Source organism: Acidovorax sp. T1 (assembly GCF_002176815.1).
Lineage (GTDB): Bacteria > Pseudomonadota > Gammaproteobacteria > Burkholderiales > Burkholderiaceae_C > Acidovorax.
This window is the reverse complement of the sequence record NZ_CP021648.1, coordinates 2,466,815-2,492,344: the sequence shown is the minus strand read 5'-3', so window position 1 is coordinate 2,492,344 and position 25,530 is coordinate 2,466,815. Positions and strand designations below refer to the sequence as shown.

The following is a 25,530-nucleotide window of genomic DNA, read 5'->3' as shown; positions in this document are numbered from 1 at the left end:
TCGCCATGAAACAACCGAACCACAACGCCAATCTGTTTTGCGCCCTGCGCGCTGCTTTCCCCAGCGATCTGGACCAGATCGCCGTCGAAGCCACCTCGCCCCAGGGCGAGCCGCTGCGCTACACCTGGCGCGACCTGGACCATGCCAGCGCGCGCATCGCCAATCTGCTGGCGTCGCTGAAGCTGCCAGAGGGCAGCCGCATCGCGGTGCAGGTGGAGAAATCGGTCGAGGCCATGCTGCTGTATCTGGCCACGCTGCGCGCGGGCTATGTGTTCTTGCCGCTCAACACGGCCTACCAGAGCGGAGAGATCGAATATTTCGTGGGCAATGCCGAGCCCGCCGTGGTGGTGTGCACGCCCGGCAACTTCGGCTGGGTGAGCAAGATCGCCTTCACGGCCGGCACGCAGCATGTGTTCACGCTGGGCGACGACCGCACGGGCAGCCTGCTCGATCGCGCCGCGCACCATGGCGACAATCACCAACCGGTGGACAAGGGGGCGGATGACCTCGCCGCCATCCTCTACACCAGTGGCACCACGGGGCGCAGCAAGGGGGCGATGCTGACGCATGGCAACCTGCTGAGCAATGCCGTGACGCTGAAGGACTACTGGGGCTGGACGGCTACCGGAGGGCCTGACGGCCGTGGCGATGTGCTCATCCACGCACTGCCCATCTTCCATGTGCACGGCCTGTTTGTGGCCATCCACGGTGCGCTCATCAACGGCAGCAAGATGATCTGGATGGCCAAGTTCGACCCCAAGGCCGTGCTGGCCGCCATGCCGCGCGCCACCGTGTTCATGGGCGTGCCCACGCTGTATGTGCGGCTGCTGGCCGAGGCGGGGCTGAACCAGGACGCCACGAAGCACATGCGCCTGTTTATCGCCGGCTCGGCGCCGCTGCTGATTGAAACCTTCAACGCCTGGCGTGAGCGCACCGGCCACACCATTTTGGAGCGCTACGGCATGAGCGAGACCATCATGCTGACCTCCAACCCCTACAGCGCCGACGCGCGCCATGGTGGCCAGAGCGAGCGGCGCGGCAGCACCGTGGGTTTTGCGCTGCCCGGCGTGGGCTTGCGCGTGGTCGATGATGCGGGCAAGGCCTTGCCGGTGGGCGAGATCGGCAACATCCAGGTGCAGGGGCCCAATGTGTTCAAAGGCTACTGGCGCATGCCCGAGAAGACCGCCGAAGAGTTCACCCAGGATGGCTGGTTCAAAACCGGCGACGTGGGCAAGGTGGACGAGCGCGGCTATGTCAGCATCGTGGGCCGCAGCAAGGACCTCATCATCAGCGGCGGCTACAACGTCTATCCGGCAGAAATCGAAAGCGCCATCAACGACATGCCGGGCGTGGCCGAGAGCGCGGTGGTGGGTGTGCCGCACCCCGATTTTGGCGAGGTGGGCGTGGCGGTGGTCATCGCCAAGCCGGGCGCACAGATCGACGGCGAGGCCATCGTGGCGCAGCTCAAGTCGCAGCTGGCCAACTTCAAGATTCCCAAGCGTTGTTTTGTGGCGACAGAGCTGCCGCGCAACACCATGGGCAAGGTGCAAAAAAACCTGCTGCGCGAGCAGCACAAAGGGCTGTTTGCCTGAGCGTCGATTTGCCGTTTATGGACAACGGGGCCTTGAGGGCCCCGTTTTGCTTCTATCTTGATAGCTGGTAGCGCTTATTGCATAAGCGCTAGCGGCATATTTTGTGCTTAACGCAGCACCAGCACCGGAATGTGCGAGTGCGTGAGCACATGCTGGGTTTCGCTGCCCAGCAGCAGGCGCTTGATGCCCTTGCGGCCGTGCGAGGCCATCACGATCAGGTCGCACTTGTGTTTTTTGGCGGCTGCGATCACGGCCTCGGCCACCAGGTCGGACTTGGCCACCACGGGCTTGACCGTCACGCCCTCGGCGCTGCCCTGGGCTTTCACTTTGTCCACCAGTGCCTGGGCCGCGTCGCCCCATTGCTGCTCGATGCGCTTCACGTCAATCATGTCCACCGGCATGCCGCCTTCAAAATAGCTGCGCGGGTAACGCGGCACCACCTTCAGTGCGACCACCGTGGCGCCCGACAGGGCGGCCAGGGACAGGCCGGTTTGAACCGCCTTGTTGGAAAGTTCAGAACCGTCGGTGGCAACCAGAATGCGTTTGTACATGTCGGACTCCTCAAAGTTGGGGTGGTCAGAGCTTAGAGAGGACCATGGTTTGCAGCTTGATCCATGTCAATGTACGTGTCATGCTTGGCCGGTAGGCTCGAACCATGTCCACGAACTCCTCCACTTTGCCAGATATGGCGGCGCATGTGCTGCTGGATGACCCGCAGGAATGGGCTGCGTTCGGGCGCTTGCGCCGGCCGGCGGGCAGCGGTGCCCGGGATGCGGGGGCTGCGCAGGATGTTCCTGGGGCGCTTGCCTCCGCGTCGCCCGATGCGGTGTGGGAGTCGAACGTGGTGCTGGAGGGCATGCACTGCACCGCCTGCGCCTTGACCATTGAAGACGCATTGCGCGCGGTTGCGGGCGTGGAGCAGGTGGACGTGAGCGCCGCCACGCACCGCGCCCGCGTGGTGTGGCGGCCCAGCCAGGTGCTGCCGTCGCAGTGGATGGCCGCGGTGCAAAAGGCGGGTTACCGTGCCTTGCCGGCGATGGATGCCCACGCGCGCGAACAGCGCCTGCGCGAGAGCCGGCTGGCGCTGTGGCGCTGGCTGGTGGCGGGCTTTTGCATGATGCAGGTCATGATGTACGCATGGCCCGCCTATGTGGCAAAGCCGGGCGATCTGACCGGTGAAATGGAGCAGTTGCTGCGCTGGGCCTCGTGGGTGCTGACGCTGCCGGTGGTGTTCTTTGCCTGTGGCCCGTTCTTTGGCAGTGCGCTGCGCGACATCCGCCTGCGCCGCGTCAGCATGGACCTGCCGGTGGCCCTGGGCATGGGCATCACGTTCGTTGTGAGCACGGCCGGCACGTTTGACCCCGCGGGGGTTTTTGGCCGCGAGGTCTATTACGACTCGCTGACCATGTTTGTCTTTTTCCTGCTGACCGGCCGCTGGCTGGAGCTGCGCCTGCGCGACCGCACGGCCGGCGCGCTGGAGGCCGTCATGAACCGCCTGCCCGACAGCGTGGAGCGGCGCGGGGCCGACGGCGTCTTTACCCGCGTGACCACGCGCCGGTTGGCCGTGGGCGATGTGATTCGCGTGCTGCCGGGCGAGGCTTTTCCTGCCGATGGCTGCATCACGCGGGGCAGCACCCAGGCCGACGAAGCCCTGCTCACGGGCGAATCCACGCCCGTGGCGCGGCCCTTGGGCAGCCAGGTGACGGCGGGCAGCTACAACCTGCAGGCACCGGTCGAGGTGCGAGTGCAGGGCATTGGTGGCCAAACCCGTTTTGCGCAGATTCTGGCGCTGATGGAAAGCGCTTCGCTGCAAAAGCCGCGCCTGGCCCAGCTGGCGGACCGCATTGCACGGCCATTTTTGCTGGCGGTGCTGCTGGCGGCCGGGCTGGCCGTGGCCTGGTGGTGGCCGTCCGATCCGGGGCGCGCCCTGATGGTGGGTGTGGCGGTGCTCATCGTGACCTGCCCCTGTGCCTTGTCGCTGGCCACGCCGGTGGCCATGCTGACGGCGGCCGGCACACTGGCCCGCCACGGCGTGCTGGTGCGCAACCTGCAGGGCCTGGAGGCCCTGGCCAGTGTGGATACCCTGGTGTTCGACAAGACGGGCACGCTCACCCGGGACGGCATGGCCGTGCAGACCGTGCGTTGCGCGCCGGGGCTGGGCCGCGATGATGCCCTGGCGCTGGCGGCCACACTGGCGCGGCAATCCATGCACCCGGCCTCGCGCGCCATCGTGGCGGCGGCGCCCGTGGCCAGCGCGCGCTGGAGCGCCGTGAACCTGCGCGAGGATGCCGGCCTGGGGCTGACTGCTGAAATCCACGACGCACAGGGCGCGCTTCCCCCACGCTTGCTGCGGCTGGGCTCGGCCCGCCATGCCGGCGTGGCCGCGCAGGACGGCGCAGAGGCGCTGCAGGTGGTGCTTTCGGGGCAGGGGAGCGACGGCCAGTTCACCGAGTTGGCACGCTTCGATGTGATCGAGGACGTGCGGCCCGAGGCCCCTGACGTGGTGCGTGCCTTGCAGCAGTCGGGCGTCGCGGTGCAGATCCTGTCGGGAGACCGGCTGGGTGCGGTGCAGCGGGTTGCCGCGCAGGCGGGCATCGCCCAGGCCCAGGGCGAATGCACGCCCCAGGACAAGCTGGCCGCCCTGCAGCGGCTGCAGGCACAGGGGCGCCATGTGGCCATGGTGGGCGATGGCCTCAACGATGGCCCGGTTCTGGCGGGGGCGAATGTGTCGTTTGCCTTTGGCCGCTCGGTGCCGCTGGCCCAGGCGCGCGCTGATTTTGTGGTGCTGGGTGGCAGCCTGTTGCTGGTTGCGCAATCTGTGCTGCTGGCGCGCCGCACCTTGCGGGTGGTCAAGCAGAATCTATGGTGGGCTGCGGGCTACAACGCGGTGTGTGTTCCCTTGGCATTGGTCGGCTGGATGCCGGCCTGGCTGGCGGGGCTGGGCATGGCGCTCAGTTCGCTGCTGGTGGTGCTGAATGCCGCCCGTTTGTCCCAATCCCTGCCCGGTGTGCAGGTGGTGGGGGTGAACCCGCAGCAGCCGATGAAAGGCCCCGCACCCATGACCTCTGCCTCCCAATCTTCCCTGGACCCGGTCTGATGGACATCCTGTATTTGCTGATCCCCTTGTCGGTCATTTTGGTGCTGATGGTTCTTGCGGGCCTGTGGTGGGCGGTTTACCACGGCCAGTTCGAGAGCGTGGAGCAAGAAGGCGAACGCATTTTTCGGGACGATTGACATGCATCAATGTTGAATAACCCTGCTTGGACAAAACTATTCCAGTAATCAAACGAGGTGCCCGATGGATTCTCCAAAAACAATGGCTGTGCACTACAGCGATACGGTGGTGCGACAGTTTTCTATCATGGCCGTGGTGTGGGGGGTGGTTGGCATGCTGGTGGGCGTCATCATCGCCGCCCAGCTGGCTTGGCCAGAGCTCAATTTCGGCATTCCCTGGCTGAGCTACGGGCGCTTGCGCCCGCTGCACACCAACGCGGTGATCTTTGCGTTCGGTGGTTGCGGGCTGTTTGCCACCAGCTACTACGTGGTGCAGCGCACCTGCCAGACGCGCCTGTTCGCGCCCTCGCTGGCCGCGTTCACGTTCTGGGCCTGGCAACTGGTCATCGTGGCGGCGGCCATCAGCCTGCCCCTGGGCTACACCCAGGGCAAGGAATACGCCGAGCTGGAATGGCCGATTGACATCCTGATTGCCGTCACCTGGGTGTCCTATGCCATCGTGTTTTTTGGCACCGTGGGCACGCGCAAGGTCAAGCACATCTATGTGGCCAACTGGTTCTTCGGGGCCTTCATCCTGGCGGTGGCCTTGCTGCACATCGTCAACAGCGCAGCCATTCCGGCCGGCTTCATGAAGAGCTATTCGGCCTACGCGGGTGTTCAGGATGCCATGGTGCAATGGTGGTACGGCCACAATGCCGTGGGCTTTTTCCTCACCACGGGCTTCCTGGGCATGATGTATTACTTCATTCCCAAGCAGGCGGGCCGTCCGGTGTACAGCTACCGCCTGTCCATCGTCCACTTCTGGGCACTGATCTTCACCTACATGTGGGCCGGCCCACACCACCTGCACTACACCGCGCTGCCCGACTGGACGCAATCGGTGGGCATGGTGTTCTCGCTCATCCTGCTGGCCCCCAGCTGGGGCGGCATGATCAACGGGATCATGACCTTGTCGGGCGCATGGCACAAGCTGCGTGACGACCCCATCCTGCGCTTCCTGATCGTGTCGCTGTCGTTCTACGGCATGTCCACGTTCGAAGGCCCGATGATGTCCATCAAGACCGTCAATGCCCTGAGCCACTACACCGACTGGACGGTGGGCCATGTGCACTCCGGCGCCCTGGGCTGGGTGGGCCTGATCACCATGGGTTCGCTCTACTACCTGGTTCCCCGCCTGTTTGGCCGGGAAAAGATGCATTCCATCAAGGCCATTGAGCTGCACTTCTGGATGGCCACCATCGGCATCGTGCTGTACATCGCCGCCATGTGGATTGCCGGCGTGATGCAGGGCCTGATGTGGCGAGCCATCAATGCGGACGGCACCTTGACCTATACCTTCGTGGAAAGCGTCAAGGCCACTTATCCGTTCTATGTGATCCGTGTGGCCGGTGGTCTGCTGTATCTGGGCGGCATGATCGTCATGGCCTGGAATGTGTGGGCCACCGCTATTTCGGGGCGTTCGGTCAAGGTGGCGATTCCCGCCGTGAACGCTGCCCACGCCTGAGCCCCAAGGAGCCTATTCATGTCTGACAACAACCAAAATGCTTCTGGCGGCTTCACCCACGAGAAGGTGGAAACCAACAACTTTCTGATGATCGTGCTGATTTTGCTGGTGATCGCCATTGGCGGCCTGGTGGAAATCGTGCCCCTGTTCTTCCAGAAATCTACGACCGAGGCGGTCAAGGGCGTGGAGCCCTATAGCTCCATGCAATTGGTGGGCCGCGACATCTATATCCGCGAGGGTTGCTACAACTGCCACTCGCAGATGATCCGTCCGTTCCGCGCCGAAACCCTGCGCTATGGCCACTACTCGGTGGCTGGCGAGTTTGTCTATGACCACCCCTTCCAGTGGGGCAGCAAGCGCACGGGCCCTGATCTGCATCGCGTGGGTGGCAAGTACAGCGATGAATGGCATCGCATCCACCTGAACAATCCGCGTGACGTGGTGCCCGAGTCCAACATGCCCGCGTATCCATGGCTGGAGAAGAACGCCATTGATCCGGCCGATGTGGCTCCGCGCATGAAGGCCTTGCGGACCGTGGGCGTGCCCTATACCGACGAGCAGATCGCAGCGTCTGCCGCCGACGTCAAGGGCAAGACCGAAATGGATGCCCTGGTTGCGTACCTTCAAGTCATGGGCCGCGCGCTCAAATAAAGGAGATTGGCCATGGACATCACGACCATGCGCATCGTCGCCACCTTGGCATCGATGGCCTGCTTTATTGGCATCTGGCTCTGGGCCTACAGGGGCCGCAACAAGTCCCGGTTTGATGAGGCAGCCCGCCTGCCCTTCGAGCAAGATTGACCTTCACCAGAACGAGAACACCCCATGAGTGACTTCACCAGCAATTTCTGGTCGGTCTTTGTGACCACGCTGACCCTGGTCGGCATCATCGCCTGCGGCATCCTGCTTTGGATGGCGGGCCGCAAGAAAGTGAAGGCCACGGCCGACAACACCACAGGCCACGTCTGGGACGAGGATCTGGTCGAAATGAACAACCCTCTGCCACGCTGGTGGGTGTGGCTGTTTGTCATCACCATCGTCTTCGGCCTGGGTTATCTGGCTGCCTACCCCGGCCTTGGCACCTTCACGGGCAAGCTGAACTGGACGCAACTCGGTGAATACGAGGCCGAAATGGCCAAGGCCAAGACGGAAATCGAGCCCCTGTATGCACGCTTTGCTTCGATGAAGCCGGAAGATGTGGCGGTGGACCCCCAGGCCCATGCCATTGGCGAGCGCCTGTTCATGAACAACTGCGCCCAGTGCCACGGTTCGGATGCGCGCGGCAGCAAGGGTTTCCCCAACCTGGCCGACAACGACTGGCTGCATGGCGGCACGCCCGAGAAAATCCGCGAGACCCTGGAGAAGGGGCGGATCGGCAACATGCCTCCCATGGCTGCCGCAGTGGGTTCGCCGGAAGATGTGCGCAATCTGTCGCATTACGTGCTGAGTCTGTCGGGCAGTCCGCATGATTCTTTGCGGGCATCGCTGGGCAAGTCCAAGTTCGTCTCATGCGCCGCCTGCCATGGCATGGACGGCAAGGGCAATCAGGCCTTGGGCGCCCCCAACCTCACGGACGACATCTGGTTGCACGGCTGGGGCGAAGCTGCCATTGCAGCCATGATCAATAGCGGCAAGGTCAACCAGATGCCAGCGCAAGCCGACAAGCTGACCGATGCGCAGATCGGCGTGCTCGCATCGTACGTATGGGGCTTGTCCAACAAGCCCGTAGCAGCCCGCTGAAATCAGGGCGGCCCCGACCTTGGTGGGGCCGCCCGATATGTTTTTTCTGCTCTTACGGCCCGCACCATGACATCACCTGACAGGCCACTGCGCAAGGTCATCCCCATCGCGGCGGCTACACCCGAGCCATCGGCAGAGGGTGAATTCGTTTCCCTCTACGAGGCGCAAAAGAAGATTTACCCGCGATCGATCAGCGGGTACTTTGCGCGCTGGCGCTGGGTCATGGTGTTTCTCACGCAGCTTGTTTTTTATGGGTTGCCGTGGCTTGAGTGGGGCCAGCGCCAGATGGTGCTGTTTGATCTGGGGGCCCGCCGGTTCTATATTTTTGGACTGGTCCTTTACCCGCAGGATTTCATTTACCTGACGGGGTTGCTGATCATTTCGGCGCTCTCGCTGTTTCTGTTCACGGCGGTGGCCGGTCGCTTGTGGTGCGGATTTGCGTGTCCACAAACGGTCTACACCGAGATGTTCATGTGGATAGAGCACAAGATCGAGGGTGATCGCAGTGCGCGTCTGCGACTGGATGCGAGTCCCTGGACTTTCGAGAAGATCCGCAAGAAGTTCCTGAAGCAAACCGTGTGGGTGACAGTGTCCGTTTGGACGGGATTCACCTTTGTGGGTTACTTCGTGCCGATCCGGGAACTGGGTCCCGAGTTGCTGGCTTTTTCCGGCGGCTGGCAGATTTTCTGGGTGGTTTTCTATGGCTTGGCCACCTATGGCAACGCGGGCTTTCTGCGGGAGCAGGTGTGCAAATACATGTGCCCCTATGCGCGGTTCCAGAGCGCAATGTTCGATCGCGATACGCTGATCGTGACCTACGATGAAGCCCGAGGCGAGCCGCGTGGTCCCCGGGTCAAGACGGTGGATTACAAGGCCAAGGGCCTGGGCGACTGCATCGACTGCACGCTGTGTGTGCAGGTATGTCCGGTGGGCATCGACATCCGCAAGGGTTTGCAATATGAGTGCATCGGCTGCGGCCTGTGCGTGGATGCGTGCAACACCGTCATGGACAAGATGAACTACCCCAAGGGGTTGATACGGTATTCGACCCAGAATGGTGTGCTCAATCGCTGGAGCCAATCGCAAATCCTGCGGCATGTCTTGCGCCCCCGCGTGCTCATTTACACCGCGGTTCTGGTGGCCTTGTGCGTGGGCATGCTGGCCAGCTTGACAACGCGCACCCCCCTGAAAGTGGATATCGTGCGTGACCGTGCCGCCTTGTCCCGCATTGTTGCCGGGGGTAAGCTGGAAAATGTCTATCGGCTGCAAATCATGAATGCCACCGAGGCCGCGCAGCGCTATCGCATTTCAGCGAACGGGCTGGAGGGCCTTGAAGTGGCCTCTGAGCAGGAGGTCGACATTGGCGCCGCAGAATCCCGCTGGGTGGCCGTGCGACTCCAGATTCCTTATGGATCGGCGGCTCCTGGTTCCCATGCGATTCATTTCGATATTTCGGCACTGGAAGGCGGTGGCAAAGTGACCGAAAAATCCATTTTCCTGGTGCCGCGTTAAATGCAGGTCACTGCAGGTCACTGCAGGTTCCGTGGTGTCTTGTGATCTGTATTGCTGACAAGCTGAGGAGGTTTTATGTCATCCAGCCCCGTTGTTGCTTCTGAACCGCAGCCTTGGTGGAAGTTTGGTCATGTCTGGCTGGTGATTGCCGGGCCGGTCATTGTGGTGATTGCCGGATTCGTCACGTTGTGGCTCGCCGTCAGTCGGCCGGACCCTGTCGTTGAGGAAGACTATTACCGCAAGGGAATGGAGATCAACCAGACGCTGGCGCAGCCTGAAAAAAGCCTGGCCCCGGCACTCAAGGCCCGCAACCACGCGGCGACACCTGCCGGGGACCAACCTCGCTGAGATTCAATGCCAGCCTGGTGGATGCACATCACTTCAGAAAAATCTTAGGAGACAAGACGATGTGGAAACAACGCTTGATGTGGATTGCATGGCCTGCCTTTCTGGTGGCGGGCATTCTGGAAATGCTGGTTTTTGCCATGGTGGATCCGCAGGATCTGCATTGGTTTGGCCAGCCATTGACGCTGTCGCGCCAGGGCGTTTATACCCTTGCGTTCTTTGTCTTCTGGATTGTTACCATGCTTGCCAGTGCGCTGACGACACTGCTGTCCATGTCATCCTTTGAACTCAACCGCTGCCCGGTGCCCCCAGAGGCACGGCCGGACGATTGCCACAAGGTTTCATCGTGCCCGTAAGGGGGCACATTTCTGTATGACGATCAGTGGCAGGCCTGCTGATTGTTGACGATGCGCCTGAGGGCCTCGGTATCCAGAATGCGGACATGGCGCTGTTTGACTTCCACGGTGCCGTCCTCCACAAATTTCGAGAACGTGCGGCTCACGGTTTCCAGTTTGAGTCCCAGGTAACTGCCAATTTCTTCCCGCGTCATCCGCAATACCAGCTCGGATTGCGAGAACCCACGGGCGTGCAGGCGTTGCACCAGATTGAGAAGGAACGCAGCGAGGCGTTCTTCCGCGCGCATGCTGCCGAGCAAAAGCATTACACCGTGCTCGCGAACGATTTCGCGGCTCATGATCTTGTGAACATGGTGTTGCAGGGCATTGACTTCACGCGACAGTTCTTCGATGCGATCGAAGGGCATGACGCACACTTCGGCGTCTTCGAGGGCGATGGCATCGCAGGTGTGGTGATCGTTGACGATGCCGTCGAGCCCGATGATTTCACCGGCCATCTGAAAACCCGTGACCTGGTCACGCCCGTCTTCAGTGGCGACGCAGGTCTTGAAAAAACCGGTGCGAATGGCATAAAGAGAGGTGAATGACTCTCCATTGCGAAAGAGGGTGCCGCCACGCTTGATTTTTCGTCGCACAGCCACGATGTCATCAATGCGTTGCAACTGCTGGTCGTTCAAACCCACGGGCATGCACAGCTCTCGCAGGTTGCAGTTGGAGCAGGCGACTTTGATGGTTTGCGGATTCATGGACACTGGAACCTGGTTGGGCCGGGATAGTTGGCTGATGTCTGTTGGGACGCAATTGTCCCGCGCTGCGACCCGGTGGCTGATATGAATCAAATTGTCACCGCTGCGTCCCTTCGTGCTCTTGATTAAGGTCAAGGACGTCGATTGAAGGGTACGGCACAGTACTGGTGCACGCAAGGATATTTTCCCATGACCGCTGTTTCACCAGAACTTCTGCGCCGTTTTGACGTGCCAGGGCCTCGTTATACCTCCTATCCCACCGCGGACCGGTTTGTGGAGGCGTTTGGGCACGAAGACTACGTGCTGGCGCTCTCGCAGCGCCGGGTGGGTACCACGGCCATGGCACTGCCACTGTCCCTGTACGTCCACATTCCGTTTTGCGAATCGCTGTGTTACTACTGCGCATGCAACAAGATCATCACCAAGCACCATGACCGTGCCGATGTGTATTTGCGCTACCTCAGCCGCGAGATCGATCTGCACACAGCCCACTGCGGCACCGGGCAGGTGGTCAGTCAGCTGCACCTGGGTGGCGGCACGCCCACTTTTCTCTCGGATGACGGACTGCGGCAACTCATGGCAACGTTGCGGCGCAGCTTCACGTTCGCGCCGGGTGGTGAGTATTCCATCGAGGTCGATCCCCGCACTGTCACCGCGGAGCGCCTGGCGGTGCTGGCGGAGCTGGGATTTAACCGGCTGAGCTTCGGCGTGCAGGATTTCGATGCCGAGGTTCAGAAGGCGGTGCACCGCATCCAGCCGGCAGAGCAGGTGTTTGCGCTGGTGGAGGCATCTCGCGCTTTGGGCTTTGAGTCGGTGAATGTGGATCTGATCTACGGACTGCCGCGCCAGACGCCCGAGTCGTTCGACCGCACGTTGGCGCAGGTGGCGCAATTGCGCCCCGACCGGATCGCCCTGTATGCCTATGCCCATCTGCCCGACCGCTTCAAGCCCCAGAGACGCATCATTTCGACGGAGCTCCCCGCCGCATCCGCCAAGGTGACCATGCTGTCGCGCTCGCTCGATGCCTTCATGGACGCAGGTTATGTGTACGTGGGCATGGACCACTTTGCCCTGCCTACCGACGCCCTGGCTGTTGCCAAGCGGCAGGGGCGATTGCACCGCAACTTTCAGGGTTACAGCACACAGCCCGACTGCGATCTCATTGCCCTGGGTGTGTCAGCGATCGGCAGGGTGGGGGCCACCTATAGTCAGAACGCCAAGTCGCTGGAGGAGTATTACGACCATCTGGACCAGGGACGTTTGCCGGTGGTGCGAGGATTGGCACTGAACCGCGACGACCTGGTGCGCAGGGCGGTCATCATGGCGCTCATGTGCCAGGGCGAAGTGCAGTTCGAGCCCATGGAGCAGGCGTGGCTCATTGATTTTCGGACGTATTTCGCGCCGGAGCTGGAGCAACTGGAGACCATGGCCGAGCAAGGCCTTGTCGTGCTGGATTCCGAGGGCGTCAAGGTGACGCCCATGGGCTGGTTTTTTGTGCGCGGCATCGCGATGGTGTTTGACCGCTATTTGCAGGCTGACCGCAATCGGGCGAGGTTTTCGCGCATCATCTAGGGTGACCAATCCAACGGAGTATCAGGTTTCATGCTTGCGCCACTCGCCGTAACGGCCTTGATCATGGGGCTCGCCGGAGGGCCCCATTGCTTGGCCATGTGCTCTGCACCTTGTGGTGCGCTTGTGGGTCCAGGGGCGACGTGTTCGATCACCAGTGATGCCGGGGACCTCACCGCTCGGCCGGTGCAGTGGCATCCCCGGGGCGCGCTGCCGCACCGCTTGCTAGCGTTCCACCTCGGGCGCCTGTCGGGTTATGCGGGGGCGGGTGCCTTGGCGGCGCTGGCCATGGACAGCCTGGCTTGGCTGACGCAGCAAACCATGGCCCTAAGTCCGGTATGGACCCTGATGCATGTTGCGGTCATGGCATGGGGCCTGATGATGATGGTGCAGGCGCGCCAGCCTGCTTGGGTGGAGCAGGCCGGACGCACAGCCTGGCGCCGCGTGCAACCCCTTGTCCGTGCACCGGGCGGGCTGATGGTGGCGGGGGTGCTTTGGGCGCTTATGCCCTGCGGATTGCTTTACTCTGCGTTACTGGTTGCAGCGCTCAGCGGGGGCGCGCTGCAGGGCGCTGCCACCATGGCGCTGTTTGGTGTGGGCAGTGGCCTGTGGCTGGTGGGCGGCCCCTGGGTATGGGGCAAGTTGCGTTCACACCTCAATGCCGTGCGGGCGAGTTGGGGAACGCGTCTGGCGGGCGCATTGCTGGTGGGGGTTGCAGGCTGGGCGTTGTGGATGGACCTGGTCTACAAACCCTCGCTCTGGTGCCGGTAGTCGATAGTTTCCAGGCATGAGCGGAGTAGCGCTGGGCAGCAGTCGCAGGTTCTTTCGTCTGTTTTGTGGCGCAGTGTTGCCCGACAGTGCAGCTTTTTGGCTGCGAGTTGCGGGATGGATGGCGAAATGGTGATAATTGCTGTAACCATTGGTGGAATTCATATCACCATGTTTCGCCTCTTATGTCGTGAATTCCTCCCTCTTCATTGATACCAGCCAGCTTCGTGTCGGCATGTACGTTCAGCTCGATTTGGGCTGGATGCGTCATCCGTTCCCGGTGAGCCGCTTTCGCATCGCGTCTACAGACCAGATTGCCACGATCAGGGAGCTGGGCCTCACAGAGGTTCGTTACTTCCCCCAGAAAAGCGATCCGGAAGTGTATGCGCTGGATGCGCTCCCCGGCAACGCGCCCGACACCCTTGACGCGGATTCGGTCGCAGACGCCGTGGCGCACATTTCCGCTGGCGTGGATTCCGTTGCGGCACAGAACCGTGCCCACCTGCAGTTTCAGAACCGGGTGCTGGCCGCGTGCAACCAGCGCTTCGGGAGCGCCACGCGGCAATACCAGGCGGTGGAGCGTACGGTTGCTGTTCAACCCGGCTTGGCTCGCACCCAGTGCGAGGCGGTGGTGTCGGATTGCCTGAGGGAATTGCTGGAGAACGGCGACTCCGTGATCCGTCTCCTGTCAGAAGGCGTGGGCGAGAGCAGCGCACTGCATCCTGTGAACGTGATGGTCATCAGCCTCTTGCTGGGCAAGGCACTGGGCATGAAAAGCCTGGACCTGCACGAACTCGGTGTCGCTGCGCTGCTGCACGATCTGGGCAAGCTCAAGGTGCCTACCACCGGCTTCATGCCGGCCGAGCGGCAGCGTTATGAGTCCCACGTAGGGCAGTCAGTCGCCTTCGCGCAATTGATGGGCTTGTCTGATGCGGTCCTGACAGCGATTGCGCAGCACCATGAAATGGCAGACGGTAGCGGATTTCCCCTGCATCTCGTGGGCGAGGATATGCAACGTTCGGGCCAGATATTAGCCTTGGTTAACCACTACGACCGGATGTGCAACCCCGCGGCAGGTGTGGATGCCTTGACGCCCCACGAAGCCCTGTCGGTGATGTTTGCCCAGCTCAAATCCCGCTTTGATCCGGTGGTGCTGGGCGCCTTCATCCGGATGATGGGTGTGTATCCTCCGGGATCGGTGGTCCAGCTTGTCAACGACCGCTACGCCATCGTGGTGTCTGTCAACTCGTCCAGACCGCTACGGCCCAAAGTGATCGTTCACGATTCCCGGGTTCCCAAGGATGAGGCCCCGGTGCTGGACCTGGAGGCGATGCCTGAACTGGGTATACGACGCAGCCTGAAACCTGCCCAGTTGCCTCGCGATGCCCTCGACTATCTTTCGCCCCGTAAGCGAATCTGCTATTTTTTTGAGCGCGCGGTGGACCCGGGTACTGACGAGGCGCAAGCGTGAGCCAGTTCCCACCGCAGTCTTGGCTGGACGGCCTGGTGGAGGCGGTGTGGCTTGTGGATGGCAAGAGCTTACGCATCCTGCAGGCGAACAGGGCGGCTGAGCAACTGGCAGGCAGGTCCGCAAGTGACATGGTGGGCAAGCCGGTGACATGCCTGGCGGCAACGCCCCAGGATCACGCATTCTGGGCCGAGCCCATTGCCACCCTTTCGCAGGGCATCCGCTCGCATACGAGCGTGTTGCGGCCAGATGGTCTGCTGGTGCCGGTCGATCGGCGTGTCTGCTGTGTGGACCAAGGCAATGGTCGTGCGGTTCTCATGCTGACAATGCTCGATCGCAGTGCCCAGGAGGCCACAGAGCGGGAGTTGGAGACCCTGCTTTCAGAATTGCGCGCCACCCTCGACTCCGCGGCGGACGGCATGCTGGTGTGCGGTCTTGACGGGCGTGTGCGCGCCTTCAACCAGCAGTTGGCGCAAATCTGGAGCATTCCCCGCGACCTCCTGGTGCAGCGCAACGACACTGCGGTGCACGACCATATGGCCTCCCGGGTGGTGGATCGCCAAGACTACCTGGAACGCCTGATTGCCATTGAACGTGAGCCGCTGGTGGAGAGCGCCGACATCCTCCACTTGCACGGTGGCATGACGGTGGAGCGTCGCGTTGTGCCCCAACTTCACCATGGCCGCCCCGTGGGGCGTGTGTATTCGTTCAGGGATATCACCCGCCAGGCTGAAGTGCAGGCCAGCTTGCGCCTGGCTGCACGGGTTTTCGATTCCAGTCTGGATGCGATTTTCATTGCAGACAGCCGGCACCATCTGATGCGCATGAACCCCGGTTGCGAGCGATTGGTGGGCCCCTGTGCAGCCACTTTTGTGGGGTGTATGGCAACGTCCCTGTTTGGCAGTGGGGCCGACGCCTCGTTCATGGAGCAGGTGTTGGCGAGCTGGAATAGCGATGGCTTCTGGGAGGGTGAGCTCTGGCTGCCTCGCGACAATGGCGCCTACTGCGCCGTGCATCTCTCATGGGTGGCACTGCGCGATGACGAAGGCCGACTGGTACAAAGCATTGGCTTCATGCGAGACCTCACGCTGCAGCATGCGGCCCAAAAACGCATTGAAGAGCTCGCCTACAGCGATGTTCTGACCGGTCTGCCCAACCGGCTGCTGCTGTCTCAGCGGGTGGATACCGCAATCCAGGGGGCTCGTGCCAGCGACACAGGTTTTGCCATCCTATTCCTGGACCTGGACAGGTTCAAGATCATCAATGACTCTCTCGGTCATCCGTTTGGGGATCGGGTATTGCAGTTGGTCGCCGAGCGTCTGCAGGCTTGCCTGCGGCAGACGGACATGCTGTGCCGTCTCGGTGGCGATGAGTTTGTGATTTACGTGCATGGGGCCGACGCCGTTGTGGCGGAAAGCGTGGCGCGCCGGATACTGGACGATATGCTCAGCCCCTATTTGCTCGATGGCATGGGCTTCTCCATCCAGTGCAGCATCGGCATGGCGTTGTATCCGCAAGATGGGGCCACTCTCGACGACCTCATCAAGCAGGCTGACACGGCCATGTACCGTGTCAAGGATCGGGGGCGTGGCAGCTATGGCTTCTACCAGCCGCAGATGAACGCCAACTTGTTGTCTCGCATGAAGCTCGAGCACGCCATGCGCCAGGCGCTGGGCGAGCAGCGCCTGGACGTGCATTACCAGCCCCAGGTGAATCTCCTTACCGGCAGGATCGTTGGGGCGGAAGCGCTCATCCGCTGGACGGATCCCGAGTTTGGTGCAGTGTCGCCCGCGCAGTTTGTGCCCTTGGCCGAGGAGTCGGGCTATATCGTGACGCTGGGGGCGTGGGTCATGGAGCAGGCCGTGCGCGAGGCCGCCCAATGGATGCACGAGGGCATGCCCATTGTGGTGTCCGTCAATGTGTCTGCCCTGGAGTTTCGCCAGACTGATTTTGTTGAACGCGTGACCCGTCTGCTGGCTGTGCACCAGTTGCCTCCTACCTTGCTGGAACTGGAGCTGACCGAAACCATCCTGCTGCAGGACGCGCAGGAAATGGAGCTGCGATTGGGTGCCCTTGCGGGGCTTGGTGTGGGACTGGCGATTGATGACTTTGGTACGGGCTACTCCAGTCTGGCCTACCTGAAGAAGCTGCCCATCCACAAGCTCAAGATCGACCAGTCATTTGTGCGGGGCCTGCCCGAGGACGACGGCGACCGCGCCATTGTCAGTGCCATCATCAGCATGGGGCATGCGATGCGTATCGAAGTGGTGGCAGAGGGGGTGGAAACCACCACCCAGCGTGCCGTGTTGCAGCAGATGCAGTGTGAGCATTTTCAGGGGTTCCTGTGCTCACCTGGCCTGCCCGCGGCCGAGTTCCGCCAGTTGCTGGGCAAATCCACCCACGGACTGGCGCAGTTTGCGCCAGCGACGCCGACCATTTAAATCGCGACCATGTTCCCGGCCGGTGCATGGATAGGACCGCCGCATGATGCGGCCGCCCACGCATCGCTGGGAGCTGGTTCAGAAGGCCGACAAGCCTTTCCAGAGCATGTAGGCTGCCAGCATGAGAAGCAGGCTGGCAAAAACGCGTTTGAGCTGTTTGACCGGCAGTTGGTGCGCAGCCCGGGCACCCAAGGGCGCAGTCAGCACGCTGCAGGTGGCAATCACTGCCAGAGCCGGCAACCAGATATAGCCCAGCGAGGCAGGGGGCAGGTCCGTCACGGATTGACCGCCCACCGCGTAACCCACCACATTCGCCAGGGCAATGGGAAAGCCCAGTGCCGCACTGGTGGCAACAGCATTGTGTATGGCCACGTTGCACCACGTCATGAAGGGCACACTGACAAATCCCCCGCCCGCGCCCACCAGGCCGGACAGGAAACCAATCAGCCCGCCCGCCACCAGTTGCCCTCCGGTTCCCGGCATCTGCCGGGACGGCGCGGGCTTCTTGTCCAGAAACATCTGAAAGGCCGAGAAGCTCACGAAAAGCCCAAAGAAGATCGCCAGAAATGCGCCCTTGAGCAGCGCGAAAACGCCCAGGCTCGCCACCAGCCCGCCCAGCACGATGCCGGGCGCCAGCCGACGCACGATGTCCCAGCGCACGGCACCCCGCTGGTGGTGTGCGCGCACGCTGGAAACCGAGGTGAACATGATGGTCGCCATGGAAGTGGCGATGGCCATCTTGACGGCAAGACCGGGGGCCACGTGCTGGAGACCCAGGATGTAGGTCAAAAAAGGCACCAGCAGCATACCGCCGCCAATGCCGAGCAGCCCCGCCAGAAAGCCGGTGCCCAGACCGAGGACTCCGAGTTCAACAATCAGAAGGGGGTCGAGCATCATGAAAAAAATCTTGGAGGGAGCCTGAACGCGCCGCATCTGCGCAGCATGTTTGTGCGCCGACGGGAAAGAAAAGAGGGTGTCTGCAAGTGCCACCGGACCGGCATCCTGAACCGGGGGTTCAGGTGGGCGAGGGCAGCCTGGCGTTGGGTTCATCTGACGCGAGATGATCACGCTCACCGGGCGATGTACCAAGCCCGTGCTCAGTGAGCATTGGTTCAAGGAAATATAAAGCCCGGCAGCACCGCAGACGCCACTATTGTAGGCGTTGGCCGCGCGAACTGCAGGCACTGCGCGATGTAAAGATGGCAACCGACGATGCGCCGCAGGGGCTTGCCTCAGAGCAGTCGTCCGTCATCGCCCAGGGCCTCATCCAGTCGCTGCACGAGCGACTGCAGCCGCTGGGAATCCGTGCTGGCGTCAAGCGGCAGGCTGGCCGGCCCGCTGGTCTGGGTTTGCGTGGCTTGAGGGGCGGGCGCAGCCGCCAGATCAGTGGCTTCGCGGTCGGCGATGTCAAACGCAAGGTTCAGTGCTGCCAGCACCGCAATGCGTTCGCGCGACCGCACCTTGCCGGCATCGCGGATGCGCGTCATGGCGGTGTCCACACGCTCCACCGCTTCCAGCAATCGCGACTCGTGCCCTTCGGGGCAGGACAGCAGATAGCTTTGCTGCAGGATCTGCACCTCGATTTGCTTCATTCGGCGTCCTTGGGAGGTGGGGCTGGCGGCAGGCGTTCCAGCAATGCGTCAACCCGGGCGCGGGCGGCGCTCAGGCGCGATTTGAGGGAGTCGCGCTCCTGTGTGAGGTCCGCCACCTGGCTTGCCAGCAGGGCGTTGGTGCGTTGGAGTTCAGCGTGGCGCAAGAGCAGCCGCTCAACGCGCTCGGCGATCTGGTCGGTGGTGGAGGGAGCGTCCATACAGCCCGCGATTGTAGAGGGGCGCACCCGGAATGCCCTTAAAATCACGCCGTTGGTGCTCGCGGTGTGGTTCACATACCGCAGTTCAACGGGAAGCAGGGAGGTTTCACCAAACATGGTGCGCCCAGCCTGCGCTGCCCCCGCAACGGTCAGCGGACGAATCATCCGATTCCCTCTCCATTCACAAGCCACTGGGCGCCTTGAACAAGCGCCTGGGAAGGCATTGGAGGGCGTTCCGTCAGCCCGGATACCGGCCAACACGGTGGTTTCGCGCGCCCTTTGAGGCAGCGAAGCCTTGTCTCCCACATGCTGGCGGGGAAGCCGGCTCGGGTAGTTTGCTTGCTTTTCGATTTTCATGAATAAACATATCTCGTACGCGCGCCTGGCTGCGCTGCCCCTCGCCGTTGCTGGCGCATTTCCGCTGGCAGCCCTGGCCCAGATGAATGCCGGCATGCTGCCGGAAACGGTGATCACCGCGACACGCTTTCCCGAACAGGCTGCCAGCCTGCCGCTGGGTGTGAGTGTGATCACGGCCCCAGAGATCCGCGCCGCCGGCGTGAGCACCGTGAACGAGGCCCTGATGCGTTTGTTGGGCGTGGTAGGGCGCCAGGATTTGTATGGCGGCGGCGACTATGCGCTGGACTTGCGTGGATTCGGCGCCACGGCCGATAGCAACCAGGCAGTGATTGTCGATGGCATCAAGATCAATGAAGCCGACCAGGGCGGTACGCGCCTGGCCGGCATCCCGATCGAGAGTGTGGAGCGCATCGAAGTGCTGCGCGGCAGCGGCGCAGTGCTCTACGGCGAGGGCGCCACGGCGGGCGCCATCATCATCACCACCAAGGCCGGTGCAGGCAAGGAGCGCAAAAACAGCGCCTCGGTCTATGCGGGTGCGGGCCGCAATGGTCTGCGTGAAGGCCGCGCTAATGCCACGGTGGCGGGCGGCGGGTTTTCGGTGGACATGTCCGGTGTCAAGCGCAAGGCCGACAACCACCGCGATAACTTCCAGTCGGACCTGGATGGGGTGTCTGTTACTGGCCAGTGGGCCAACGATTGGTTGCGCGCGGGCGTGCGCTACGCTGAAGATAGGCTCGATACGGGCCTGCCGGGCTCGCTGACCGCGGCCGAGTATGCAGCCAACCCGCGCCAGACCACCACGCCGGGCGACCACGCCAGCATCGACAACCAGCGCACCACCGTGTTTGCAGCCGCCACTCTGGGCGATTGGCAGCTGGCGGCCGATGTCGGCCACCGCGAGAAGCAGTTGCGTTCCATCAGCGCCTTCGGCCCTTATGACTACGACATCGAGGCCGACAACGCCGCGCTGCGCGTCCGCCATGCCACCCGTCTGGCGGGCTTCGACAACGTGTTCGTTGTCGGCACCGACCATGGCCGCTGGACGCGCGACGTGCAGGGCGCTTTCGGCTCGGTGTCCAAGGCGACTTCGCGCGCCTTCTATCTGAAGGACGACCTGACGCTGCCGGGCAGCCGCACCCGTTTGAGTGCGGGCCTGCGCACCGAGCGCATCGAAAAGACCTCGGTCAATACGACGAACGGCGTGGACGACCGCCAGAACGCCTGGGAGCTGGGCGTGAGCCAGCCGCTGGGCGCTGCCTGGACGGTATATGCCCGGCTGGGCCGCAGTTTTCGCCTGGCCAATGTGGACGAGTTTGGTTTCACCAACCCCGCAGTGGCGCTGCGGCCACAGACCTCGCGCGACACCGAACTGGGCGCGCGTTGGGTGGCAGCGGGCACCAAGGTCGATGCCCGCCTGTACCGCAGTGCGATCGACAACGAAATCGGCTACGACCCCAATGGCATCGGTCCCTTCGGCCCCTTTGGCTCCAACATCAACTTTGACCCGACCCGCCGCCAGGGTATCGAGATCAACGCCAGCCATGCCGTGAGCCGCACGGTGGACCTGACTGCCAACGCCGCGCTGCGCCGTTCCACCTTCCGCTCGGGGCCGTACGCCGGTCGCCAGGTGCCGTTGTCACCCAACCGCACGCTTTCGCTGCGCGCCGGTTGGCAGGTTTCGCCATCGCAGCGCCTGACAGGCGGTATCAACCTGGTGTCTTCGCAGCGGCCGGATTTTGCCAACCAGTGTCGTATGCCTGGCTACACGACGGCGGATGTGCGCTATGCCTACCAATGGCGCAACACCGAACTCTCGCTGGGGGTGAGCAACCTGTCTGACCGTAAGTTCTACACCCAGGCTTTTGGTTGCGTGGGCGGGATCACCACGTCCATTTACCCCGAAGCCGGTCGCGCGGTCACGGCGGCGCTGCGCTACACGTTCTGACGATGAACACGGGCAGCGCCAGAGCGGACCCGGGCGTCGCCCGTAGCGAGTTCATCCTCGGCGGCCAGAAAAGCGGCAAATCGCGTCGCGCCGAGCTGCTGGCGCGCGACTGGCTCGCGCAATCGCCGGACCACCGCGCCGTGCTCATCGCCACGGGCCAGGCCTGGGACGACGAGATGCGCGAGCGCATCGCGCGCCACCAGCGCGACCGCGCCGAACGTGTGCCGGACCTGCAAACGGTGGAGGAGCCGCACGACGTGGCCGCTGCCATCAAGCGGCACAGCACGCCGCAGACCCTGGTGGTGGTGGACTGCCTGACGCTGTGGCTCACGCACTGGGCGATGCCGCTGGGTGTAGAAACCATGGAATTTGAACAAAAACAGGCCCTGGCGCTTGACTGGCAAGCGCAAGCAGCTATGTTTTTGGAAGCGCTTCGGCAATCCCCCGGGCCTGTGGTTCTGGTGGGCAACGAAATTGGCCTGGGCGTCATCCCGCTGGGGCGCGAGGTGCGCGCCTTTGTGGATGCCCTCGGCATGCTGAACCAGCAAGTGGCCCAGGTGTGCCCGCGCGTCACGCTGATGGCGGCGGGTCTGCCCCTCACTTTGAAAGACTCTGCCTGATGAAACCCACCCCCGTTCGCCGCATCCTGTGGGTGATCGCCATTCTTGTCGCGCTGGGCCTGCTCATGGCCGGGCTGGCGCGAGCACAAGCGGTGCAGATCACCGACGACCGGGGCCGCGTTGTCAATCTGCCCCGTCCGCCGCAGCGCATCGTGAGCCTGCTGCCCTCGCTGACCGAAAGCGTATGCGCGCTGGAGCAATGCCATCGCCTCGTCGGGGTGGACCGTTATTCCAACTGGCCCGAGGCCGTGGTGGGCAAGCTGCCCAATGTGGGCGGCGGGCTGGACCCGAGCATCGAGGCTGTCGTGGCGCTCAAGCCTGACCTGGTGCTCATGTCCGTCAGCTCGCGCGCCAGCGACCGGCTGGAGGCGCTGGGGCTCACCGTCGTGGCGCTGGAGCCCAAGACGCATGCCGATGTGCGCCGCGTGCTCGGCACCGTCAGCGACCTGCTCGGCGTGCCCCGCGCCCAAGGCTCCGACCGCCTCTGGCGCGTGATCGATGCGGGCGTGCTGGCGGCGGCGCAGTCGCTGCCACCCAAGGCCAGAAATGCGCGCGTGTACTTTGAGGTGAGCCGCGGGCCCTATGCCGCGGGCGAAGCGTCGTTCATCGGCGAATCCCTGGCGCGGCTGGGCGTGCGCAACGTGGTGCCCGCGTCGCTCGGGCCTTTTCCGCGGCTGAACCCCGAGTTCGTGGTGCGCGCCAACCCCGACATCATCATGATCGGCAACCGCAGCATGCAGGCCATGGTGCCGTACCCCGGCTGGGCCACCATGCGCGCCATTGCGCAAAACCGGCTGTGCGTGTTCGGCCCCGGCGATTCCGACGTGGTGGTGCGCCCCGGCCCGCGCATGGCCGAGGCCGCGCGCATCATGGCGCGCTGCCTGGTGGAGAAAGCTCCCCCTGAGTCGCCTGCGGCGCCTTCCCCCTCTCCTGCGGGAGGGGGACGCACCCAGTGGCCTGGCAAAGCCAGTTCCACGGGTGCACTGGGTTGGGCCGCGCCAGTAGCGTCGGCTGACAGCCGTGCCAGCGTCGCGGTCAACTGAAATGACCACAGGCACAGATCCTCACCACCAAGGCCGCCGTGCGGTCTGGTGCACCGCGTGGCTGGTGTTGGCCAGCGCCGTGCTGGCCGTGTGTGGCGCCAGCGTGGGTAGCACGGGTTTTGACAGCGTGCTGCGCATGCACGGCGACCCCGTGGCCTGGCAGATCGTGTGGGACATCCGGCTGCCGCGCACGCTGGGCGCGTGGCTGGCGGGTGCGCTGCTGGGCTTGTCGGGCGCGGTGGCGCAGGGGCTGTTTCGCAATCCGCTGGCCGATCCGTACCTGCTGGGCAGCGCCTCGGGCGCGGCATTGGGCGGGGCTGTGGCGATGGCGCTGTTCGGTGTGTCGCCGGTGGCGGCGCAGTGGCTGGCGCGCATCGGCATCACCGGCATGGCGTTTTTGGGCGCGGCGGGGGCGGTGGTGCTCACGCTGCTGCTCGCCAAGGGCGTGCAGCACACGCTGCGCCTGCTGCTGGCGGGGGTGATCGTGGGTGTGGTGCTGGGCGCGCTGCGCGACCTGGTGGAACTGGCCTCGCCCGACATTCTGCAGGCCATGCAGGCCTTCACGCTGGGCAGCACGGCCTTTGTGGGCTGGGCGGCCTGCCTGCTCATGGCCGTGGCCTGGGCGCTGTGCTCGGTGGTCGCCTGGATGCTGGCGCGCGCACTCGACGGCCTCACGCTGGGCGAGGCCACGGCCGCCAGCCTGGGCCTGCCGCTCATGCCCATGCGCGTGGGGCTGGTGGCCGCCATGGCGCTGGCCACGGGCACGGCGGTGGCGCAGACGGGGCTCATTGCCTTTGTCGGGCTGGCCGCGCCGCACCTGGTGCGCTCCATCGTGCGCGTGACGCACGAGCGGCACATCGTGCTCGCAAGCCTGATGGGCGCCGTGCTGCTGCTCGCGGCCGACATCCTGGCGCGCTGGCTGCTGGCGCCGCAGGAGTTGCCGGTGGGCGTGCTCACGGCGGCGCTGGGCGGCACCTACCTGCTGTGGCTCATGCACCGACGTACGTCGTCGCAAGGCAGTTTGCTATGAGTTCAATAGCTATCAGCGCTTGCCAGATAAGCGCCAGCATCGGAAATCGCTTGATATTGCAGGGCATTGACCTGCAACTGCCCGCCGGGCGCTGGACCAGCATCGTCGGCCCCAATGGCGCGGGCAAGTCCACCTTGCTCAAGGTGCTGGCGGGCCTGCTGCCGCGTGCTGCGGTGCAGGGCGAAGTGCAGCTGCTGGGCCGCCCGCTGGCGCAAATCCCTGCGCGCGAACGTGCCCGGCAACTCGCCTGGTTGGGCCAGAACGAAGGCTCGGCCGACGACCTCACGAGCTACGACGTGGCCATGCTGGGCCGCCTGCCGCACCAGCCCTGGCTGGCCCCGCCCAGCGCGGCCGACCATGCCGCCGTGGAACAAGCGCTGCGCACCACGCAGGCCTGGGACTGGCGCCACCGCCCGCTGTCGCAGCTGTCGGGCGGCGAGCGCCAGCGCGTGCTGCTGGCCCGCGCCCTGGCCGTGCAGGCGCAGGTGCTGCTGATGGACGAGCCCCTGGCCAACCTCGATCCGCCGCACCAGACCGACTGGCTGCACACCATGCGCGCGCTGGTCCTGGCTGGCGGCACGGTGGTCAGCGTGCTGCACGAGGTGTCGCTGGCGCTGCAGGCCGATGACATGGTGGTAATGGCGGCGGGCCGCGTGCTGCACCACGGCGCCTGCAATGCGCCATCCACCCACGCAGCGCTGGAGCAGGTGTTTGACCACCGAATCCAGGTGCGGCACATGGAGGGCATGTGGATGGCGTTGCCCCGCCTGCAGGCCCCCGGCGATTCACCGTTTGCGCATGAAAAGACCGAAAGCCCGAAAGACCCATCCCATGCAGATTGAAGCCGCACCCACCGAAAAGCGCTACGAAAAACCCGAGGGCGAGCGCCGTGGCCTGGTCATCGTCAACACCGGCGACGGCAAGGGCAAAAGCACCGCAGCCTTCGGCCTGGCGCTGCGCGCGCATGGCCGGGGCAAGGCCGTGAAGATTTTTCAGTTCATGAAGGTGCCCACGGCGCGCTTTGGCGAGCACCGCATGTTTGAAAAAATGGGTATTCCCATCGAGGGACTGGGCGACGGCTTCAGCTGGAAAAGCCAGGACCTGGAGCACTCGGCGCAGCTGGCGCGCGACGGCTGGGAGAAGGCGCGCGCCGCCATCCTGTCGGGCGAGCATTTTCTGGTGGTGCTCGACGAAATCACTTACCCGCTGATCTATGGCTGGTTGCCGCTCGACGGCGTGCTGCAAACCCTGCGCGAGCGGCCCCGCGACGTGCATGTGTGCCTGACCGGCCGCCGCTGCCCGCCTGAGATCATCGAGCTGGCCGACACCGTGACCGAGATGCAGATGGTCAAGCATGCGTTCAAGGCGGGCATCCCGGCGCAGCGCGGCATCGAAGATTGAGCCACAGTGTCTGAGCACTGGTCTTTGTTACTGCTTCCCGGCCTGGGCT

The 25,530-nt window shown here is 63.6% G+C and carries 25 protein-coding genes, 1 other RNA gene and 1 riboswitch; of the genes, 20 read left to right on the top strand and 6 right to left on the bottom strand.

Translation table 11 applies throughout. The annotated features are described in order from the left end of the window. Nucleotides 1–5: 5 nt before the first annotated feature. Nucleotides 6–1,592, top strand: coding sequence for a malonate--CoA ligase (locus tag CCX87_RS11670; protein ID WP_087746505.1), 1,587 nt, complete (start codon nucleotides 6–8; stop codon nucleotides 1,590–1,592). A 107-nt stretch (nucleotides 1,593–1,699) separates the two neighbouring features. Here the strand turns inward: CCX87_RS11670 and CCX87_RS11665 are convergent, their stop codons facing one another. Continuing rightward, on the bottom strand, nucleotides 1,700–2,143 hold the full coding sequence (locus tag CCX87_RS11665; RefSeq protein WP_087746503.1) for a universal stress protein: 444 nt from the start codon (nucleotides 2,141–2,143) through the stop codon (nucleotides 1,700–1,702). 104 nt (nucleotides 2,144–2,247) lie between these two features. On the opposite strand from CCX87_RS11665, the gene CCX87_RS11660 reads away from it, so the two are divergent. The 9 genes from CCX87_RS11660 to CCX87_RS11620 all read left to right on the top strand — a co-directional run bounded on the left by CCX87_RS11660 (nucleotide 2,248) and on the right by CCX87_RS11620 (nucleotide 10,283). After that, entirely contained in the window at nucleotides 2,248–4,689 is a 2,442-nt protein-coding gene (locus CCX87_RS11660; protein ID WP_087746502.1) for a heavy metal translocating P-type ATPase, read from the top strand. Then, nucleotides 4,689–4,826 carry a cbb3-type cytochrome oxidase assembly protein CcoS gene (ccoS, locus tag CCX87_RS11655; RefSeq protein WP_087746500.1) on the top strand — a complete coding sequence of 46 codons (138 nt, stop codon included), beginning with the start codon at nucleotides 4,689–4,691 and terminating at the stop codon, nucleotides 4,824–4,826. The genes CCX87_RS11660 and ccoS overlap by 1 nt, the downstream gene beginning before the upstream one ends. Before the next feature lie 64 nt (nucleotides 4,827–4,890). Beyond that, complete coding sequence (gene ccoN, locus CCX87_RS11650; protein ID WP_087746498.1) at nucleotides 4,891–6,330, top strand: cytochrome-c oxidase, cbb3-type subunit I; 1,440 nt, start codon at nucleotides 4,891–4,893, stop codon at nucleotides 6,328–6,330. Nucleotides 6,331–6,348: 18 nt separating this feature from the next. Continuing rightward, the gene (ccoO, locus tag CCX87_RS11645) at nucleotides 6,349–6,981 is read left to right on the top strand and encodes a cytochrome-c oxidase, cbb3-type subunit II (protein WP_087746496.1); all 633 of its coding nucleotides are present in this window, start codon (nucleotides 6,349–6,351) and stop codon (nucleotides 6,979–6,981) included. Nucleotides 6,982–6,993: 12 nt separating this feature from the next. After that, nucleotides 6,994–7,131 carry a cbb3-type cytochrome oxidase subunit 3 gene (locus CCX87_RS11640; RefSeq protein ID WP_087748304.1) on the top strand — a complete coding sequence of 46 codons (138 nt, stop codon included), beginning with the start codon at nucleotides 6,994–6,996 and terminating at the stop codon, nucleotides 7,129–7,131. A gap of 24 nt (nucleotides 7,132–7,155) precedes the next feature. Next, on the top strand, nucleotides 7,156–8,070 hold the full coding sequence (gene ccoP / locus CCX87_RS11635) for a cytochrome-c oxidase, cbb3-type subunit III (RefSeq protein WP_087746494.1): 915 nt from the start codon (nucleotides 7,156–7,158) through the stop codon (nucleotides 8,068–8,070). A 66-nt stretch (nucleotides 8,071–8,136) separates the two neighbouring features. After that, entirely contained in the window at nucleotides 8,137–9,582 is a 1,446-nt protein-coding gene (ccoG, locus tag CCX87_RS11630) for a cytochrome c oxidase accessory protein CcoG (protein ID WP_087746493.1), read from the top strand. Between the two features lie 75 nt (nucleotides 9,583–9,657). After that, the gene (locus CCX87_RS11625) at nucleotides 9,658–9,930 is read left to right on the top strand and encodes a FixH family protein (RefSeq protein WP_087746491.1); all 273 of its coding nucleotides are present in this window, start codon (nucleotides 9,658–9,660) and stop codon (nucleotides 9,928–9,930) included. Between the two features lie 59 nt (nucleotides 9,931–9,989). Further along, nucleotides 9,990–10,283 (top strand): hypothetical protein, encoded by a 294-nt coding sequence (locus CCX87_RS11620; protein WP_087746489.1) that lies wholly within the window; start codon nucleotides 9,990–9,992, stop codon nucleotides 10,281–10,283. A 23-nt stretch (nucleotides 10,284–10,306) separates the two neighbouring features. Here the strand turns inward: CCX87_RS11620 and fnr are convergent, their stop codons facing one another. Continuing rightward, complete coding sequence (gene fnr / locus CCX87_RS11615; RefSeq protein WP_086912030.1) at nucleotides 10,307–11,029, bottom strand: fumarate/nitrate reduction transcriptional regulator Fnr; 723 nt, start codon at nucleotides 11,027–11,029, stop codon at nucleotides 10,307–10,309. A 189-nt stretch (nucleotides 11,030–11,218) separates the two neighbouring features. On the opposite strand from fnr, the gene hemN reads away from it, so the two are divergent. The 4 genes from hemN (at nucleotide 11,219) to CCX87_RS11595 (ending at nucleotide 17,275) form a co-directional block, all read left to right on the top strand. Continuing rightward, complete coding sequence (gene hemN, locus CCX87_RS11610; protein ID WP_087746487.1) at nucleotides 11,219–12,601, top strand: oxygen-independent coproporphyrinogen III oxidase; 1,383 nt, start codon at nucleotides 11,219–11,221, stop codon at nucleotides 12,599–12,601. 30 nt (nucleotides 12,602–12,631) lie between these two features. Then, nucleotides 12,632–13,369, top strand: a complete 738-nt coding sequence (locus CCX87_RS11605; RefSeq protein WP_086912032.1) for a sulfite exporter TauE/SafE family protein — start codon at nucleotides 12,632–12,634, stop codon at nucleotides 13,367–13,369. A gap of 187 nt (nucleotides 13,370–13,556) precedes the next feature. Further along, on the top strand, nucleotides 13,557–14,837 hold the full coding sequence (locus CCX87_RS11600) for an HD-GYP domain-containing protein (protein WP_087746485.1): 1,281 nt from the start codon (nucleotides 13,557–13,559) through the stop codon (nucleotides 14,835–14,837). Then, nucleotides 14,834–17,275 carry a sensor domain-containing protein gene (locus CCX87_RS11595; protein WP_087746483.1) on the top strand — a complete coding sequence of 814 codons (2,442 nt, stop codon included), beginning with the start codon at nucleotides 14,834–14,836 and terminating at the stop codon, nucleotides 17,273–17,275. The genes CCX87_RS11600 and CCX87_RS11595 overlap by 4 nt, the downstream gene beginning before the upstream one ends. A 78-nt stretch (nucleotides 17,276–17,353) precedes the next feature. Here the strand turns inward: CCX87_RS11595 and CCX87_RS11590 are convergent, their stop codons facing one another. The 4 genes from CCX87_RS11590 to CCX87_RS11580 all read right to left on the bottom strand — a co-directional run bounded on the left by CCX87_RS11590 (nucleotide 17,354) and on the right by CCX87_RS11580 (nucleotide 19,085). Next, nucleotides 17,354–18,169, bottom strand: a complete 816-nt coding sequence (locus CCX87_RS11590) for a sulfite exporter TauE/SafE family protein (protein WP_086914024.1) — start codon at nucleotides 18,167–18,169, stop codon at nucleotides 17,354–17,356. A 76-nt stretch (nucleotides 18,170–18,245) separates the two neighbouring features. Beyond that, nucleotides 18,246–18,425: non-coding RNA, 6S RNA (gene ssrS, locus CCX87_RS21660), on the bottom strand. An 82-nt stretch (nucleotides 18,426–18,507) separates the two neighbouring features. Further along, nucleotides 18,508–18,867: a cell division protein ZapA gene (locus CCX87_RS11585; protein WP_086912035.1), complete on the bottom strand. Its 360-nt coding sequence runs from the start codon at nucleotides 18,865–18,867 to the stop codon at nucleotides 18,508–18,510. Next, complete coding sequence (locus tag CCX87_RS11580; protein ID WP_087746481.1) at nucleotides 18,864–19,085, bottom strand: DUF904 domain-containing protein; 222 nt, start codon at nucleotides 19,083–19,085, stop codon at nucleotides 18,864–18,866. Before CCX87_RS11580 ends, CCX87_RS11585 begins: the two co-directional genes overlap by 4 nt. Nucleotides 19,086–19,121: 36 nt before the next feature. Beyond that, nucleotides 19,122–19,358: riboswitch (cobalamin riboswitch) on the top strand. 82 nt (nucleotides 19,359–19,440) lie between these two features. On the opposite strand from CCX87_RS11580, the gene CCX87_RS11575 reads away from it, so the two are divergent. Genes CCX87_RS11575 through cobO form a run of 6 tightly spaced genes read left to right on the top strand, consistent with a single transcriptional unit; the run spans nucleotide 19,441 to nucleotide 25,481 of the window. After that, nucleotides 19,441–21,387 carry a TonB-dependent receptor gene (locus CCX87_RS11575; RefSeq protein ID WP_087746480.1) on the top strand — a complete coding sequence of 649 codons (1,947 nt, stop codon included), beginning with the start codon at nucleotides 19,441–19,443 and terminating at the stop codon, nucleotides 21,385–21,387. 2 nt (nucleotides 21,388–21,389) lie between these two features. Beyond that, on the top strand, nucleotides 21,390–22,007 hold the full coding sequence (locus CCX87_RS11570; protein ID WP_087746478.1) for a bifunctional adenosylcobinamide kinase/adenosylcobinamide-phosphate guanylyltransferase: 618 nt from the start codon (nucleotides 21,390–21,392) through the stop codon (nucleotides 22,005–22,007). After that, the gene (locus tag CCX87_RS11565; protein ID WP_335622357.1) at nucleotides 22,007–23,050 is read left to right on the top strand and encodes an ABC transporter substrate-binding protein; all 1,044 of its coding nucleotides are present in this window, start codon (nucleotides 22,007–22,009) and stop codon (nucleotides 23,048–23,050) included. The genes CCX87_RS11570 and CCX87_RS11565 overlap by 1 nt, the downstream gene beginning before the upstream one ends. Before the next feature lies 1 nt (nucleotide 23,051). After that, nucleotides 23,052–24,080: a FecCD family ABC transporter permease gene (locus CCX87_RS11560; RefSeq protein WP_087746476.1), complete on the top strand. Its 1,029-nt coding sequence runs from the start codon at nucleotides 23,052–23,054 to the stop codon at nucleotides 24,078–24,080. Continuing rightward, nucleotides 24,077–24,922 carry an ABC transporter ATP-binding protein gene (locus CCX87_RS11555; RefSeq protein WP_232476386.1) on the top strand — a complete coding sequence of 282 codons (846 nt, stop codon included), beginning with the start codon at nucleotides 24,077–24,079 and terminating at the stop codon, nucleotides 24,920–24,922. The genes CCX87_RS11560 and CCX87_RS11555 overlap by 4 nt, the downstream gene beginning before the upstream one ends. Beyond that, entirely contained in the window at nucleotides 24,912–25,481 is a 570-nt protein-coding gene (gene cobO, locus CCX87_RS11550) for a cob(I)yrinic acid a,c-diamide adenosyltransferase (RefSeq protein WP_087746473.1), read from the top strand. The genes CCX87_RS11555 and cobO overlap by 11 nt, the downstream gene beginning before the upstream one ends. Nucleotides 25,482–25,530: the final 49 nt, after the last annotated feature.

Excerpts from the sequence above, each read along its gene's own strand:
- CCX87_RS11620 (WP_087746489.1), top strand. The coding sequence starts at position 9,990 with ATGTGGAAACAACGCTTGATGTGGATTGCATGGCCTGCCTTTCTGGTG.
- CCX87_RS11560 (WP_087746476.1), top strand. The coding sequence starts at position 23,052 with ATGACCACAGGCACAGATCCTCACCACCAAGGCCGCCGTGCGGTCTGG.
- hemN (WP_087746487.1), top strand. The coding sequence starts at position 11,219 with ATGACCGCTGTTTCACCAGAACTTCTGCGCCGTTTTGACGTGCCAGGG.
- CCX87_RS11640 (WP_087748304.1), top strand. The coding sequence starts at position 6,994 with ATGGACATCACGACCATGCGCATCGTCGCCACCTTGGCATCGATGGCC.
- CCX87_RS11580 (WP_087746481.1), bottom strand. The coding sequence starts at position 19,085 with ATGGACGCTCCCTCCACCACCGACCAGATCGCCGAGCGCGTTGAGCGG.
- CCX87_RS11565 (WP_335622357.1), top strand. The coding sequence starts at position 22,007 with ATGAAACCCACCCCCGTTCGCCGCATCCTGTGGGTGATCGCCATTCTT.
- ccoP (WP_087746494.1), top strand. The coding sequence starts at position 7,156 with ATGAGTGACTTCACCAGCAATTTCTGGTCGGTCTTTGTGACCACGCTG.
- CCX87_RS11590 (WP_086914024.1), bottom strand. The coding sequence starts at position 18,169 with ATGCTCGACCCCCTTCTGATTGTTGAACTCGGAGTCCTCGGTCTGGGC.
- CCX87_RS11585 (WP_086912035.1), bottom strand. The coding sequence starts at position 18,867 with ATGAAGCAAATCGAGGTGCAGATCCTGCAGCAAAGCTATCTGCTGTCC.
- CCX87_RS11555 (WP_232476386.1), top strand. The coding sequence starts at position 24,077 with ATGAGTTCAATAGCTATCAGCGCTTGCCAGATAAGCGCCAGCATCGGA.
- CCX87_RS11660 (WP_087746502.1), top strand. The coding sequence starts at position 2,248 with ATGTCCACGAACTCCTCCACTTTGCCAGATATGGCGGCGCATGTGCTG.
- ccoG (WP_087746493.1), top strand. The coding sequence starts at position 8,137 with ATGACATCACCTGACAGGCCACTGCGCAAGGTCATCCCCATCGCGGCG.
- ccoN (WP_087746498.1), top strand. The coding sequence starts at position 4,891 with ATGGATTCTCCAAAAACAATGGCTGTGCACTACAGCGATACGGTGGTG.
- CCX87_RS11665 (WP_087746503.1), bottom strand. The coding sequence starts at position 2,143 with ATGTACAAACGCATTCTGGTTGCCACCGACGGTTCTGAACTTTCCAAC.
- CCX87_RS11625 (WP_087746491.1), top strand. The coding sequence starts at position 9,658 with ATGTCATCCAGCCCCGTTGTTGCTTCTGAACCGCAGCCTTGGTGGAAG.
- ccoO (WP_087746496.1), top strand. The coding sequence starts at position 6,349 with ATGTCTGACAACAACCAAAATGCTTCTGGCGGCTTCACCCACGAGAAG.
- CCX87_RS11605 (WP_086912032.1), top strand. The coding sequence starts at position 12,632 with ATGCTTGCGCCACTCGCCGTAACGGCCTTGATCATGGGGCTCGCCGGA.
- cobO (WP_087746473.1), top strand. The coding sequence starts at position 24,912 with ATGCAGATTGAAGCCGCACCCACCGAAAAGCGCTACGAAAAACCCGAG.
- CCX87_RS11570 (WP_087746478.1), top strand. The coding sequence starts at position 21,390 with ATGAACACGGGCAGCGCCAGAGCGGACCCGGGCGTCGCCCGTAGCGAG.
- fnr (WP_086912030.1), bottom strand. The coding sequence starts at position 11,029 with ATGAATCCGCAAACCATCAAAGTCGCCTGCTCCAACTGCAACCTGCGA.
- ccoS (WP_087746500.1), top strand. The coding sequence starts at position 4,689 with ATGGACATCCTGTATTTGCTGATCCCCTTGTCGGTCATTTTGGTGCTG.
- CCX87_RS11575 (WP_087746480.1), top strand. The coding sequence starts at position 19,441 with ATGAATAAACATATCTCGTACGCGCGCCTGGCTGCGCTGCCCCTCGCC.
- CCX87_RS11670 (WP_087746505.1), top strand. The coding sequence starts at position 6 with ATGAAACAACCGAACCACAACGCCAATCTGTTTTGCGCCCTGCGCGCT.